This window comes from Streptomyces sp. NPDC088246, assembly GCF_044741025.1.
GTDB lineage: Bacteria > Actinomycetota > Actinomycetes > Streptomycetales > Streptomycetaceae > Streptomyces.
The window spans coordinates 19,442-33,761 of record NZ_JBIURV010000014.1; the positions used below are offsets into that span (position 1 = coordinate 19,442).

Sequence of the window (14,320 nt, forward strand, 5' to 3'; positions counted from 1 at the left end):
TGAGTACCCGCTTGGACCGGGCAGTTGGGCGGAAACGGAGGAGAGCCTGCTACTGATACGCCGATGGTAGAGCGCCCACGGCACGGGGTGACAGGGGGTTTCCGGAAATCGGCCCAGCGGTCTGCGTGGTCAGGTCGTGGATGCGTCTTCCCAGAAGAACGTCAGTCATGCAGGGGCAGTTGGACGACCAGTAGCTTTCCGGCCATGGTCACTCCACCGTCCATGGCGATGGCGAGCCCGTCCGCGTACACGTGCGGGCCTTCGACCACGGGGCCGGAGCCGTCCTCGCCGTCCTCCGAGCCGACCTCGCCGAGAAGGTACGGAATGGGGCTGTGACCATGGACGATGCGCTGACCGCCGTAGGCCGACATCAGCTCCCGGACGGCCTGCGGTCCTGCCTCGTCGCGGAAGGCGAACCGCTTGGTGAGCTTCCGGAAGAGGTCCCAGCACTCATCGGCGTCGTTACGCGTGAGAATGGCGTGCACGGTGTCGTTGACGTCCTCGATGGTGGCGCCGTAGTCGAGGTACGCCGTCGTGTCGGAGTGCATCAGCAGATGCCCGTCCTCCTCGACGATCGCGTCGAGCCGTGACATCCACTGGAGGTGGACGTCCTGAAGACGCTCCATGTCGTTCTTCTGGCCGCCGTTGAGCAGCCAGGCGGCCTGGAAGGTGGCTGTACCCGCACCGGAGTTGACCGGGGTGTCGCCGAACCGCTTGGCGCCGATGAGCAGGAGTTCGTGATTGCCCATCAGGGCCTTGCAGTAGCCGCCCGCGGCCGCGGCCTCGGCGGAGAGGCGCATCACGAGGTCGATGACGCCGATGCCGTCGGGGCCCCGGTCGGTGAAGTCGCCGAGGAACCAGAGCCGGGCATTGCCCGCGGACCAGTTGCCCTCGGCGTCGATGAGGCCCTGTTCGGCGAGGGCGGTGTGGAGTTCGTCCAGATAGCCGTGGACATCGCCGACGACGTACAGCGGCCCGAGGCCTGGCTCCGGTACGGGCCGCGGGTCGGGGACGGCCCGCACTTGGACCGTGTCGCCGCGGTTGATCACGGGAAGGTCGCGCGCGGTGGGTGTGTACCCCTCCGGCAGCTCGTCTCCCGGAACGGCATTGCCCGGGTGCGGCGGTGAAGGTGGCACCGGAGTCTGCGCATAGGGCGGTACGCGGAAGTCGCGCAACGTCGCAGTCCGCACCACGGGTTCCTGACCGGCCCCCTGTGTCATCGACCCCTCCACCACCGTCGCGCCGCCGTACACCTGACGGGCCCTGCTGGTCGGGGCGGTCCGCGGTGTCGTGCGCCCATCATAGGAATGCGGATCGTGCTGTGTGACGCACCAGGGGTGGTGAATCCGGGCGCACATCAGGTTCACCGGCCGTTTGGTCCGAAATCGCCCGATCAATCCCCGGCGGGGGAGCGCGGTGCGCTGACCGTGGTGCGGGGCGGACGGCGTTGCGAGGACGTCCGGACGATGAGCTCTGTCGGTATGACCTGCTCCACCGGTCCGTCGTGCTTCACACCTTCGATGGCGTCGATCAGGAGCTGGACGACCGCCGTGCCGATTCTGCGCGGCTTGAGCGAGAGTGTGGTGATGGGGGGCTCGGTCGTCGCGTACACGGTGGACTCGCTGCAGCAGACCAGCAGAAGGTCCTCGGGGACGCGCAGACCGTACCGGCGGGCGGCCGCCAGCAGATCGGTTCCATTGGGGTCGAAGAGCCCGTAGACGGCGTCGGGCCGGTCCGGGCGGGCGAGCAGCCGGTCGGCGGCGACCGCACCCGCGCACGGGTCGTGGGCGGGGTAGGACTCGTACACCGGGGCCTGTCCCACGCGCTCGCACCAATGGAGGTACGCGGTGGTGGAGAGACGGGTGTACGTGTCGGTGGTGGTGCCGGTGAGCAGGCCGATGCGGCGGGCGCCGGCGGCGGCGAGATGGTCGAGGAGGTCGAGCACGGCGGCCCGGTGGTCGTTGTCGACCCAGGCGGTGACCGGGAGGGTTCCGGCCGGCCGGCCGTCCGAGACGACGGGCAGCCCCTGGCGTACAAGCTCCGTGACGACCGGGTCCTGGTCGGAGGGGTCGATCACGACGGTGCCGTCGAGAGCGACGTTCGACCAGACGTCGTGGCGTGAGGTGGCGGGCAGGATGACGAGGGCGTAGCCGCGGGCGAGCGCGGCGGAGGTGGCCGCTCTGGCCATCTCGGCGAAGTAGGCGAATTCGGTGAAGGTGAAAGGTTCGTCCCCGTAGGTCGTCACGGTCAGGCCGATGAGGCCGGACTTGCCGGTACGGAGGGTTCGGGCCGCGGCGGAAGGGCGGTAGCCCAGGCGCTCTGCGACCTCGCGGACATGGCGGCGGGTGGCGTCCGGGAGCCTGCCCTTGCCGTTGAGCGCGTCGGAGACGGTCGTGATGGAGACCCCGGCGGCGGCGGCCACATCCCGGATTCCCGCTCGTCCTTGCCGGCCGCCGCGCCGGGGTGTCTCCGCCCGGCTCACCTGGTGTTTCCCTGCTGCTGTCATGGCGAGCCGATAGTAGGGCGCGGACGGGAGGTCGACCCGGTCGCATATTCACTTGTTGACAGGCACGTTTCTGCATGATCAGTAAGTGCCAAATGCCTTGCAAACCAAGGATGTTGGTGGGATCGGTCGTGATGTGTCATGCATCGAACCCGATGGGCCTACTAAATGGCCGATGTCTCGAAGAGGTCTCATCTCACCTCTTCGAGGGACGCGCGCCACGGAGTGAGCCACCGGCGCACGTCAGGGAGGAAAACGCTCCCCCACATTCCCGGTCGCACCGGACGATTGGACGTTCCGGCCATTCGCAGCAGCGACCAATCCTCATAAGGTGAGCAGTATTGATGTGTACAGACGGTCGAGGAGGACCTGCGGTGAGCGAGACGAGCCCCAAGCTGCGCGCCGAGCTGGACGGCGTTCCCGCCTATGTACCGGGCAAGCCGGCTGCCGCGGGCGGACCGGTTGCGTTCAAGCTGTCCTCCAACGAGAACCCGTATCCGCCGCTGCCCGGGGTGATGGAGTCCGCCCTGGCCGCGGCTGCGAACTTCAACCGCTATCCGGACATGGCCTGCACCGGTCTGATGAACGAGCTGGCCGACCGTTTCGGTGTACCCGTCTCGCACCTCGCCACCGGAACCGGCTCGGTCGGTGTGGCGCAGCAGCTGCTCCAGGCCACCTCGGGCCCGGGTGACGAGGTCATCTACGCCTGGCGCTCCTTCGAGGCGTACCCGATCATCACGCAGGTCAGCGGTGCGACCTCGGTGAAGGTTCCGCTGACCGGCGGTGAGGTGCACGACCTCGACGCGATGGCGGACGCGATCACGGACCGCACCCGGATGATCTTCGTCTGCAACCCGAACAACCCGACCGGCACCGTTGTGCGCCGGGCCGAGCTGGAGCGGTTCCTGGACCGGGTGCCGGGCGATGTCCTGGTGGTGCTCGACGAGGCGTACCGGGAGTTCATCCGCGACGCCGAGGTGCCGGACGGCATCCAGATCTACCGGGACCGGCCCAATGTGGCGGTGCTGCGGACGTTCTCCAAGGCGTACGGCCTGGCCGGTCTGCGAGTCGGTTTCGCCGTGGCTCACGAGCCGGTGGCGGCCGCGCTGCGCAAGACGGCGGTGCCCTTCGGGGTCAGCCAGCTCGCGCAGGACGCGGCGGTGGCCTCGCTGCGCGCCGAGGACGAACTCCTGGGGAGGGTCGGGTCCTTGGTGTGCGAGCGCGAGCGGGTGCAGCGGACGCTGGTGGACCAGGGGTGGACCGTGCCGGAGTCCCAGGCGAACTTCGTCTGGCTGCGGCTCGGGGACCGTACTGCCGACTTCGCCGCGGTGTGTGAGCGGGCCGGCGTGGTGGTCAGGCCGTTCGCGGGCGAGGGCGTGCGGGTCTCGATCGGGGAGGACGAGGCGAACGATCTGTTCCTGAAGGTGACGGAGTCGTACCGCAAGGAGCTGTAGAGCGGCGCAGGCCGCCTGCGCACACCGGAAGGCCCAGGCCCCCGTACCTCGCTCGCCGAGGTGCGGGGCCTTTGCGTTCGCGGCCTGAGATGTGCCCGGAACGCGGCGCTTCCGCGTGTCTGCTTCGGGGGGATTGATCGAAACGTCCCAAGAGGGGTACCCCGCCCGAACGTCCCGAAAGTCTGTGCGTCATAATTGCTTGTGAATGTGAACGCGTTCACAAGCGTGTCCTGTTTCCTCCCATGATTAGTCGGATTAAAAGGGCAAACTGCCGGTGTGGCTACGGCGACTTAAGGAGAAGACGACGTGGAGCTAGCTCTGGCGCCGGAGACACTGGCGCGATGGCAGTTCGGTATCACCACCGTCTACCACTTCCTGTTCGTCCCACTGACGATCTCTCTCGCTGCGCTCACCGCCGGCCTGCAGACCGCCTGGGTCCGGACGAACAACGAGAAGTACCTCAGGGCGACGAAATTCTGGGGCAAACTCTTCCTGATCAACATCGCCATGGGTGTCGTCACCGGCATCGTCCAGGAGTTCCAGTTCGGTATGAACTGGTCCGACTACTCGCGGTTCGTCGGCGACATCTTCGGTGCCCCGCTCGCGTTCGAGGCACTGATCGCCTTCTTCTTCGAGTCCACGTTCATCGGACTGTGGATCTTCGGCTGGGACAAGCTGCCGAAGAAGATCCATCTCGCCTGCATCTGGATGGTCTCCATCGGGACCATCCTGTCCGCGTACTTCATCCTGGCGGCCAACTCCTGGATGCAGCACCCGGTCGGTTACCGGATCAACAAGGAGCGCGGCCGGGCCGAGCTCACCGACTTCTGGCATGTGCTCACCCAGAACACCGCGCTCGCCCAGTTCTTCCACACCATCACCGCCGCCTTCCTGGTCGGAGGCGCGTTCATGGTCGGTATCGCCGCCTTCCATCTGGCGCGCAAGAAGCACATCCCGGTGATGCGGACCTCGCTGCGGCTCGGACTGGTCACCGTGGTGATCGCCGGACTTCTCACCGCCATCAGCGGTGACCAGCTCGGCAAGGTCATGTTCAAGCAGCAGCCGATGAAGATGGCCGCCGCCGAGGCGCTCTGGGAGGGGCAGGACTCGGCACCCTTCTCGATCTTCGCGGTCGGCGATGTGGCCAAGGGCCACAACACCGTGGAGATCTCCATCCCGGGGGTACTGTCCTTCCTTGCGGACGACAGCTTCACCTCGTACGTCCCCGGCATCAATGACATCAACAAGGCCGAGCAGGAGAAGTTCGGTCCTGGTGACTACCGGCCCAACATTCCGGTCGCCTTCTGGAGCTTCCGCTGGATGATCGGCTTCGGAATGGCGTCCTTCGCCCTCGGCATCCTCGGACTGTGGCTGACGCGAAGGAAGTTCATGCTGCCGCCGGGGATGAGGACCGGTGAGGACGAAGTGCCCCATCTGGTCCTCTTCAAGAACAAGGCCCTCAGCCCGAAGTTCGCCAAGTGCTACTGGATCGTCGCGCTCTGGACGCTGCTCTTCCCACTGATCGCCAACTCCTGGGGCTGGATCTTCACCGAGATGGGCCGTCAGCCATGGGTCGTCTACGGCGTGCTCCAGACCCGCGACGCGGTCTCCCCCGGCGTCTCGCAGGCCGAGGTGCTCACCTCGATGATCGGCTTCACTCTGCTCTATGCCGCCCTCGCGGTGATCGAGGTCAAGCTGCTCGTGAAGTACATCAAGGCCGGACCGCCGGAGCTCACGGAGGCCGACCTCAACCCGCCCACCAAGATCGGCGGCGACCATGATGACGCCGACCGGCCGATGGCCTTCTCCTACTGAGAGCAGAGGAGCTGAGAGATGGAACTCCACGACGTCTGGTTCGTACTCATCGCCGTCCTCTGGACCGGCTACTTCTTCCTGGAGGGATTCGACTTCGGGATCGGTGTCCTGACCAAGCTGCTGGCCCGTGACCGCAAGGAGCGGCGGGTTCTGATCAATACGATCGGGCCCGTCTGGGACGGCAACGAAGTGTGGCTGCTCACCGCGGGCGGTGCGACCTTCGCCGCCTTCCCCGAGTGGTACGCCACCCTGTTCTCCGGCTTCTACCTGCCGCTTCTGATCATCCTGGTCTGCCTGATCGTGCGAGGTGTCGCCTTCGAGTACCGGTCGAAGCGTCCCGAGGAGAAGTGGCAGACCAACTGGGAACACGCGATCTTCTGGACCTCGCTGATCCCGGCCCTGCTCTGGGGCGTGGCCTTCGGCAACATCGTGCGCGGCGTGAAGATCGGCGCCGACATGGAGTACGTGGGCACCTTCTGGGACCTGCTCAACCCGTACGCCATCCTCGGCGGACTGGTCACGCTCACCCTCTTCACCTTCCACGGTGCCGTGTTCGCGGGGCTCAAGACCGTCGGGGACATCCGGGAGCGGGCGCGCAAGTTGGCGCTGAAGCTCGGGCCGGTCACCGCGGTGCTCGCACTCGGCTTCCTGATCTGGACCCAGATCGACAACGGCGACGGCTGGAGCCTGCTGGCGATGTTCATCGCCGTGGTGGCACTGGTCGGTGCGATCGGCGCGATCGCGGCGGGACGTGAGGGCTGGTCGTTCGCGCTCTCCGGCGTGACCATCGTGGCCGCGGTCGCGATGCTCTTCCTGACGCTCTTCCCGAACGTCATGCCGTCCTCGCTGAACGACGCCTGGAGCCTCACGGTCACCAACGCCTCGTCCACCCCGTACACGCTCAAGATCATGACCTGGTGCGCGGGGATCGCCACCCCGGTCGTCCTGCTCTACCAGGGCTGGACGTACTGGGTGTTCCGTAAGCGCATCGGTACGCAGCACATCGCCGAAGCGCACTGAACGCACCTGGGGCCTGCCCGACCCTGATCCGCCGGACAGGCCCTGGTCCGCCGACCGAGCTCACTGGGGGCTGTTTCACGTGAAACCGATCGACCCGCGCCTGCTCCGCTACGCCCGCGCCACCCGCCTCTTCCTGGCAGCCGTGGTGGCACTCGGAGTCGTCGGGGCGGCGCTGGTCATCGCCCAGGCCATGCTTATCGCCGAAGTGGTGGTGGGCGGGTTCGAGGACGGACTGGCCGTCTCCGGGCTGCGGACTCCGCTGATCATGCTCGCGGCCGTCGCGCTCGGCCGGGGGCTGGTCTCGTGGCTGACCGAACTGGCCGCGTACCGGGCCAGCGCGGCGGTCAAGTCCGAACTCCGCGGCCGGCTGCTGGAGCGGGCCGCGGCGCTCGGGCCCGGCTGGCTGAGCGGACAGCGCACAGGCTCCCTGGTGGCGCTTGCCACCCGTGGGGTCGACGCCCTCGACGACTACTTCGCGCGTTATCTGCCGCAGCTCGGACTCGCCGTGGTTGTCCCGGTGGCGGTCCTTGCCAGGATCGTCACCGAGGACTGGGTCTCGGCAGCGATCATCGTGGTCACGCTGCCGCTCATCCCGCTCTTCATGATCCTGATCGGCTGGGCCACCCAGTCGCGGATGGACCGCCAGTGGCGGCTGTTGTCCCGGCTCTCCGGGCACTTCCTCGACGTGGTCGCCGGCCTGCCGACGCTGAAGGTCTTCGGCCGGGCCAAGGCCCAGGCCGAATCCATCCGCACCATTACCTCGCAGTACCGGCGGGCCACGCTGCGGACGCTGCGGATCGCGTTCCTGTCGTCCTTCGCCCTGGAGCTGTTGGCGACCCTGTCGGTGGCCCTCGTCGCCGTCACCATCGGCATGAGGCTCGTGCACGGCGAACTCGACCTCTACACCGGCCTGGTGGTGCTGATCCTGGCGCCCGAGGCCTATCTGCCGATCCGCCAGGTCGGCGCGCAGTACCACGCGGCCGCTGAGGGGCTCTCGGCCGCGGAGGAGATCTTCTCGGTCCTGGAGACCGAGCCCCGGCCGGGCGGTACGCAGGACATTCCGGAGTCGCTGCGGCTGGAGCTTGAGGGAGTGACCGTACGGCACGAAGGCCGTACCGAAGCTTCGCTGGACGGGGCCTCATTGGTGGTGGACGAGGGGGAGACCGTTGCCCTGGTCGGCCCGAGCGGCGTCGGGAAGTCCACCTTGCTCGATGTGGTGCTGGGATTCACGGCACCCGACGAGGGGCGGGTGCGGATCGGCGGCGTCGATCTGGCGACGCTGGCACCCGAACACTGGCGGGAACGGATCGCCTGGGTGCCGCAGCGCCCGTATCTCTTCGCCGGCACGATCGCGGAGAACGTACGGCTGGCCCGGCCGGACGCGGATGACGGCGCCGTGACTGCGGCGCTGCGGGACGCGGGGGCGTACGACTTCGTGGCGGAACTGCCGGACGGCGCGCAGACGCTCCTCGGCGAGGACGGTGCGGGCCTCTCCGCCGGCCAGCGCCAGCGCCTCGCGCTTGCGCGGGCCTTCCTCGCCGACCGGCCGCTGCTGCTGCTCGACGAGCCGACCGCGAGCCTGGACGGCGAGACGGAAGCGGGCATCGTCGAGGCGGTACGGAGGCTGGCGGCGGGGCGGACCGTGCTGCTGGTCGTGCACCGCCCGGCGCTGCTCTCGGTGGCCGACCGGGTGGTGACACTGGAACCGGGCGTGTCACTTCGGCCGGAGAAGCCCGAGGCGTTCGCCGCGGTGCCACGGTCGATGAGCGCACCCGTCGGCGAGAGTGACGCTGTGCCGGAGCCCGGGGTGTTGCGGGACACCGCGGCCCGCTCGGGTCAGGTCCTGGCCCGAGTCAGGGAGGCCGCAGGGGCACAGCGCGGACAGCTGGCGCTCGCGCTGCTGCTGGGAAGCCTCGCCCTGGGCTCGGCCGTCGGGCTCTTGGCCGTCTCCGGCTGGCTGATCTCCCGTGCTTCCGAGCAGCCCCCGGTGCTCTATCTGATGGTCGCCGTGACCGCGACCCGCGCCTTCGGCCTCGGACGAGCCGTCTTCCGATACGCCGAGCGCCTGGTGTCGCACGACGCCGTGCTCAAGATGCTCGCCGAGCTGCGCGTCGCGGTCTACCGAGGGCTGGAGCGCATCGCGCCGGCCGGTCTGCGCCGCACCCGGCGCGGGGACCTGCTCTCCCGGCTCGTCGCCGACGTCGACGCCTTGCAGGACTACTGGCTGCGCTGGCTGCTGCCCGTCGGGACCGCCGTCGTCGTGGGGGCGGCGACCGCCGGATTCATCGGCTGGATGCTGCCTGCGGCAGGCGTCGTGCTGGCCGCCGGACTGCTGCTGGCCGGAGCGGGAGTGCCGCTGGTCAGCGGCGCCTGCTCCCGCCACGCAGAACGCCAACTGGCCCCCGCGCGTGCCGATCTGGCCACCCGGATCACGGACCTGCTCGGCGGGACCGCCGAACTGACCGTCGCGGGCGCCCTGCCCGCCCGCTCGGAGCGGATCCGGGAGGCCGACGGCGTCCTGACCCGCATCGCCGCCCGCGCGGCCACCGCCACCGCGCTCGGCAGCGGTCTCATCGCTCTGATCGGCGGCCTCACCGTCGTCGCCACCGCACTCGTCGCCCTTCCCGCCGTGTACGACGGGCGGCTCGCGGGCGTGGAGCTCGCGGTGGTGGTACTCACGCCGCTGGCCGCCTTCGAGGCCGTGACCGGTCTGCCGCTCGCCGTGCAATACCGGCAGCGGGTCAAGCGGAGTGCGGAGCGGGTGTACGAGGTGCTGGACGCCCCACTGCCCGTGCACGAACCCGGCAGCCCGGCCGAGACACCCGGATCGCCCTTCCCGCTGGAGGTACGGGGGCTGTCGGCCCGGTACGCGCAAGCGGAGCGGGACGCCCTGGACTCCGTCGACCTGAGGCTGACGGCCGGCCGGCGCATCGCCGTCGTCGGTCCCTCCGGCTCCGGGAAGACGACCCTCGCGCAGGTCCTGCTCCGCTTCCTGGACGCACAGGCGGGGACGTACCGGATCGGCGGTGTCGATGCCTCCGCACTGGAGGGGGACACGGTCCGGCAGTTCGTCGGGCTGTGCGCCCAGGACGCCCATATCTTCGACAGTTCCATCCGGGAGAACCTGCGACTGGCCCGTACCGGTGCGACGGACGAGGAACTACGGGCCGCGCTCGACCGGGCACGGCTGCTCGACTGGGCCGAGGCGCTGCCCGACGGGCTCGACACCCTTGTCGGCGAACACGGCGCACGTCTCTCCGGCGGCCAGCGCCAGCGCCTCGCCCTGGCCCGGGCGATCCTCGCAGACTTTCCCGTACTCGTTCTGGACGAGCCCGCGGAACATCTCGACCTGGCGACCGCGGACGCACTGACCGCGGACCTGCTGGCCGCCACCCGGGGGCGCACGACGGTGCTGATCACCCATCGCCTCCAAGGGCTCGAAGCCGTCGACGAGGTGGTGGTGCTGGATGCAGGCCGGGTCGTGCAGCGGGGACCGTACGCCGCTCTCGCCGCTGAGGACGGGCCGCTGCGCCGGATGTTGGAGCGCGAGCGGGAGACCGTACGGGTGCCCGGGGACGCCGTGGGCGTACGGGCATGAGCCGAGCGGCACGATAGCCGACTTTCCTCCCCAATAAGGACTAACTAGTCTCGGGGTATGCCAGAGCAGGACCCGAAGGACTCACTCGAAGCCGCGACACAGGCGACACGCAGCCTGCAGGGCCTGTCCACCGAACTCACCGCCCGTGTACCGCAGCTGCTGGAAGCCATGCGTTCGGTCGGCACGGGCCTCGAACTGCACTCCACCCTCGACCGGATCTGTGAGACCGCGGCGGAACTCGCCCACTCCCGCTACGCCGCCATCGGCGTCGTCGACGAGGAGGGTGCGGGGCTCTCGGATTTCGTCACGTACGGAGTTTCGGACGAGGTGGCGCACGAGATCGGCCGCCGCCCCGACGGGCACCGGGGGCTGCTCGGTGCACTGATCCACGACCCGGTACCGGTGAAGCTCGCCGATCTGACGGCCGATCCGAGGTTCGCTGGATTCCCGCCCGGCCATCCGCCGATGCGGAGCTTCCTCGGCGTCCCGATCCGGGTACAGGGAGAGATCTTCGGAAATCTCTATCTGGCCGAGAAGGACGACGGGGGCGAGTTCAACGACTACGACCTGCACATGGTGCGGGTGCTCGCCACGGAGGCCGGGATCGCCATCGGCAACGCCCGGCTGTACGAGGCGGCACGCCAGCGCGAGCGGTGGATCGACGGCTCGGTGGCCGTGACCACCGCCCTGCTGTCCGGCGGTGACGCCGACGACGCGCTCTCCGTCGTCGCCGAACAGGCCCGCCATCTTGCCGCGTCCGCCGCCGGGATCGTGCTGCTGCCGGCCGAGGAGGGCGGTCTGGAGATCGTCGCCGTCTCCGCGGACAACCCCTCTGGCCAGCTGGGGGCGATCATCGGGCCGGAGAGCCCGGTGGTTACGAAGCTGCTGGACGGCGAGGCGGTCTTCGTGGACGACTCGGCCACCGATCCCCGCATGGTCACCATGCTGGCCCACCGGTTCGGCCCCAGCATGCTGCTGCCCCTGCACAGCGGTGGCCGGGTGCTGGGCGCGCTCGCCACCCCTCGCGCCCGCGGCGAGAGGCCGTTCACGGAGACGGAACGGACCCTTGCCACCCAGTTCGCCTCGCAGGCCGCACTCGCGCTGATGATGGCCGAGGCGCAGCGGGACCGGGAGCGGCTCGCGGTGTACGAGGACCGCGACCGGATCGCCCGCGATCTGCACGATCTGGTCATCCAGCGGCTGTTCGCCACCGGGATGATGCTGGAGAGCGCCCAGCGCCGGTCGGTCGTACCCGAGGTGCAGACGGGTGTCGGCCGGGCGGTCGACGAACTGGACGTGACCATCCAGGAGATCCGTACCGCGATCTTCGCACTGCAGCAGGAGCCGGCCGAGGCGCCGTCCGGGCTGCGCACCCGCGTCCTGCGCGAGATCAACATGGCGGCGGTCCCGCTGGGCTTCAAGCCCTCGCACCGCTTCCTCGGCCCGGTCGACTCGCTGGTCGGCGAGCTGACCGGCAAGAACCTGATCGCTGCGCTGCGGGAGGCGCTGTCCAATGCCTTCCGGCATGCCGAGGCGTCGTTGATCGACGTGGTCGTCGATGCAACCGTCACACTGCCCGACGGGAGGGACGCGGTGCGGCTGTCGGTCGCCGACGACGGAGTGGGCATCCCGGAGGGCGGTCGGCGCAGCGGGCTGCGGAATCTGGCGCGCCGGGCGGAATCCCTTGGCGGTGCGAGCTGGTTCGGGCCCGGCATCGGGGAGGACGGGGGCGGCACGACGGTGGTGTGGGAGGCGCCGATCTGAGGGCGGTCGGGCGCTCAGGGGCCCGGACGGCGAGGACGCTGCCGGGCGCGGGCCTCAGCGTGCCGCGCCGGGCGTCCGGCGCTCGGCGAGGATCCGCTCGATGACTACCGCGACGCCGTCGTCGCCGTTGGTGGCGGTCCGGCCGGAGGCGGCGGCGATTGCGGCGGGGTGGGCGTTGCCCATCGCGTACGACGTGCCCGCCCAGCGCAGCATGTCCACGTCGTTGGGCATGTCGCCGAAGGCGACGACCTCGGCGGGCGAGATACCGCGCTCGGCGCAGCAGAGCGCCAGGGTGCTGGCTTTGGAGACTCCGGGGCCGCTGACTTCCAGCAGGGCCGTGGGGCTGGACCGGGTGAAGGAGGCCCGGTGGCCGGCTGCCGTTCGGGCCAGGGCGAGGAAGTCGTCCGGGGCCCGTTCGGCATGGTGGGCGAGGAGCTTCAGCACGGGGGCGCCGGTACCGGGCGTCTCCTCGTGGAGCAGCTTCTCGGCGATGGCGACGGTGGCACCCGGGTCCAGGTGGAAGGGCGGGTAGGCCGGTTCGTAGTGGATGCCGGTGGTCAGTTCGACGGCGAAGGAGGCGCCGGGGGTGGCGGCGCGCAGTGTGTGCACGACGTCGAGGGCGATGTCGCGCTCCAGCGGGCGGACCTTGACCAGCTTGCCGTCCGCATGCAGATCCGCGACCGCGGCGCCGTTCGCGCAGATCGCCAGGCCGTGTCCGTGGACGTGATCGCTGACGACATCCATCCAGCGGGCCGGGCGTCCGGTGACGAAGAAGACCTCGATACCGGCCTCCTCGGCGGCGGCGAGCGCGGCGACCGTACGGTCCGAGACGGTCTTGTCGTCGCGCAGCAGGGTGCCGTCCAGGTCGGTGGCGATCAGCCGGGGAGCGGCAGGAGAAGGCGAGTCGGTAGCTGAGGTCACGCGCCCATTCTCGCGTACGAAGGCGCACGGGCGTGCAGAGGGGCGCACATATGAGGATGCGCGCCCCTGACCAGCGGAACATGCCTGGCACATATGCCAGTGGTTCTCGAGCGGTAGTGCCGGGCCGATCGGCGCTCGTGGCCGTCCGGTCGGCGGTCGAGCCGGGTCCGTCAGTGGCCGAGCTGGGCCTGTCGGCGGCCGAGCTGGGCCAGGCCTTCGGTGGCGATGCGCTCGAAGACCTTCTCGTCCGCCGCGAAGTCGGAGTCCGGGATCGGCGAGTGAATGACGATCTCCGTGAAGCCCAGTGCGAAGTGGGTGCCCGCGAAATCCACGAAGGCGTCCAAGGACTGCAGCGGGCGGTCCGGCGTGAAACCGGTGAGAAGGATCTTGTCCAGCTCACCGACATCCCGGCCGACGGACTCGCAGGCCGTGCCCAGCTTGGTGAGCTGCCCGCGGATGGCCTCGACGGACTGCTTCCGGGTTCCCGCTTCGTACAGCTTCGGGTCGCCCGTGGTGACCCAGGCCTGGCCGTACCGCGCGGCGAGCTTCATCCCGCGCGGCCCGGTGGCGGCCACCGCGAACGGCAGCCGGGGCCGCTGCACACAGCCGGGGATGTTCCGGGCCTCGTTCGCCGTGTAGAACCGGCCTTCGTACGTCACCGAGGGCTCGCGCAGCAGCTGGTCGAGCAGTGGTACGAACTCATCGAAGTGGTCGGCCCGTTCCCGCGGGGTCCACGGCTCCTCGTCGCTCCGGCGCAGCGTCGTGGCATCGAAGCCGTTGCCGCCCGCGCCGATGCCGAGGGTGACGCGTCCGTCGGAGACGTCGTCCAGCGTGATGAGGTCCTTGGCGAGCGTGACGGGGTGCCGGAAGTTGGGGGACGTCACGAGCGTTCCCAAACGAATACGCTCGGTTGATGCGGCGGCAGCGGTAAGGGTGGGTACGGCACCGAACCAGGGCTGGTCGCGGAAGCTCCGCCACGACAGGTGGTCATAGGTGTAGGCGGCGTGGAAGTCGAGTTCCTCGGCTCGCTGCCACACTTTCTTCCCCTTGGCCCAGGGGTAGATCGGAAGGATCACGGTGCTCAGACGCATGGGTAGAGCCTACGCGGCGGCCGAAGGTCGCCATCCTCACGTCCGACGTCGACGACTTGTCCCGGTTGTGCGGCAGCAAGGTCCGGCTCATCGGCCTCTGACCGCAGCACTGTCGCGAAGTCGGTCACCGGAGTGCGCAAGAGCAGGGTGCCGG

Annotated in this window: 9 protein-coding genes; 5 read left to right on the forward strand and 4 right to left on the reverse strand. The window is 69.2% G+C overall.

What is annotated here, in order from left to right; translation table 11 throughout:
- Positions 1 to 161 precede the first annotated feature (161 nt).
- Positions 162 to 1,220: a metallophosphoesterase gene (locus ACIPEK_RS20375; protein WP_401997867.1), complete on the reverse strand. Its 1,059-nt coding sequence runs from the start codon at positions 1,218 to 1,220 to the stop codon at positions 162 to 164.
- Positions 1,221 to 1,393: 173 nt separating this feature from the next.
- Positions 1,394 to 2,506: a LacI family DNA-binding transcriptional regulator gene (locus tag ACIPEK_RS20380; RefSeq protein ID WP_093895110.1), complete on the reverse strand. Its 1,113-nt coding sequence runs from the start codon at positions 2,504 to 2,506 to the stop codon at positions 1,394 to 1,396.
- A 371-nt stretch (positions 2,507 to 2,877) separates the two neighbouring features.
- On the opposite strand from ACIPEK_RS20380, the gene hisC reads away from it, so the two are divergent.
- From hisC to ACIPEK_RS20405, 5 genes are all read left to right on the forward strand, one after another.
- A complete protein-coding gene (gene hisC / locus ACIPEK_RS20385) occupies positions 2,878 to 3,957 on the forward strand; it encodes a histidinol-phosphate transaminase (protein ID WP_401997870.1) in 1,080 nt (359 codons plus the stop codon).
- Positions 3,958 to 4,263: 306 nt separating this feature from the next.
- Entirely contained in the window at positions 4,264 to 5,772 is a 1,509-nt protein-coding gene (locus ACIPEK_RS20390; RefSeq protein ID WP_401997873.1) for a cytochrome ubiquinol oxidase subunit I, read from the forward strand.
- Between the two features lie 18 nt (positions 5,773 to 5,790).
- Positions 5,791 to 6,792 carry a cytochrome d ubiquinol oxidase subunit II gene (cydB, locus tag ACIPEK_RS20395; protein WP_401997876.1) on the forward strand — a complete coding sequence of 334 codons (1,002 nt, stop codon included), beginning with the start codon at positions 5,791 to 5,793 and terminating at the stop codon, positions 6,790 to 6,792.
- Between the two features lie 79 nt (positions 6,793 to 6,871).
- On the forward strand, positions 6,872 to 10,390 hold the full coding sequence (gene cydD / locus ACIPEK_RS20400; protein ID WP_401997879.1) for a thiol reductant ABC exporter subunit CydD: 3,519 nt from the start codon (positions 6,872 to 6,874) through the stop codon (positions 10,388 to 10,390).
- 57 nt (positions 10,391 to 10,447) lie between these two features.
- Positions 10,448 to 12,154, forward strand: coding sequence for a GAF domain-containing sensor histidine kinase (locus ACIPEK_RS20405; protein ID WP_401997882.1), 1,707 nt, complete (start codon positions 10,448 to 10,450; stop codon positions 12,152 to 12,154).
- A 54-nt stretch (positions 12,155 to 12,208) separates the two neighbouring features.
- Here the strand turns inward: ACIPEK_RS20405 and ACIPEK_RS20410 are convergent, their stop codons facing one another.
- Complete coding sequence (locus ACIPEK_RS20410; protein WP_401997885.1) at positions 12,209 to 13,075, reverse strand: Cof-type HAD-IIB family hydrolase; 867 nt, start codon at positions 13,073 to 13,075, stop codon at positions 12,209 to 12,211.
- A gap of 170 nt (positions 13,076 to 13,245) precedes the next feature.
- Entirely contained in the window at positions 13,246 to 14,166 is a 921-nt protein-coding gene (locus ACIPEK_RS20415; RefSeq protein ID WP_401997888.1) for an LLM class flavin-dependent oxidoreductase, read from the reverse strand.
- Positions 14,167 to 14,320 lie beyond the last annotated feature (154 nt).

Excerpts from the sequence above, each read along its gene's own strand:
- ACIPEK_RS20375 (WP_401997867.1), bottom strand. The coding sequence starts at position 1,220 with ATGACACAGGGGGCCGGTCAGGAACCCGTGGTGCGGACTGCGACGTTG.
- ACIPEK_RS20380 (WP_093895110.1), bottom strand. The coding sequence starts at position 2,506 with ATGACAGCAGCAGGGAAACACCAGGTGAGCCGGGCGGAGACACCCCGG.
- cydB (WP_401997876.1), top strand. The coding sequence starts at position 5,791 with ATGGAACTCCACGACGTCTGGTTCGTACTCATCGCCGTCCTCTGGACC.
- ACIPEK_RS20405 (WP_401997882.1), top strand. The coding sequence starts at position 10,448 with ATGCCAGAGCAGGACCCGAAGGACTCACTCGAAGCCGCGACACAGGCG.
- ACIPEK_RS20415 (WP_401997888.1), bottom strand. The coding sequence starts at position 14,166 with ATGCGTCTGAGCACCGTGATCCTTCCGATCTACCCCTGGGCCAAGGGG.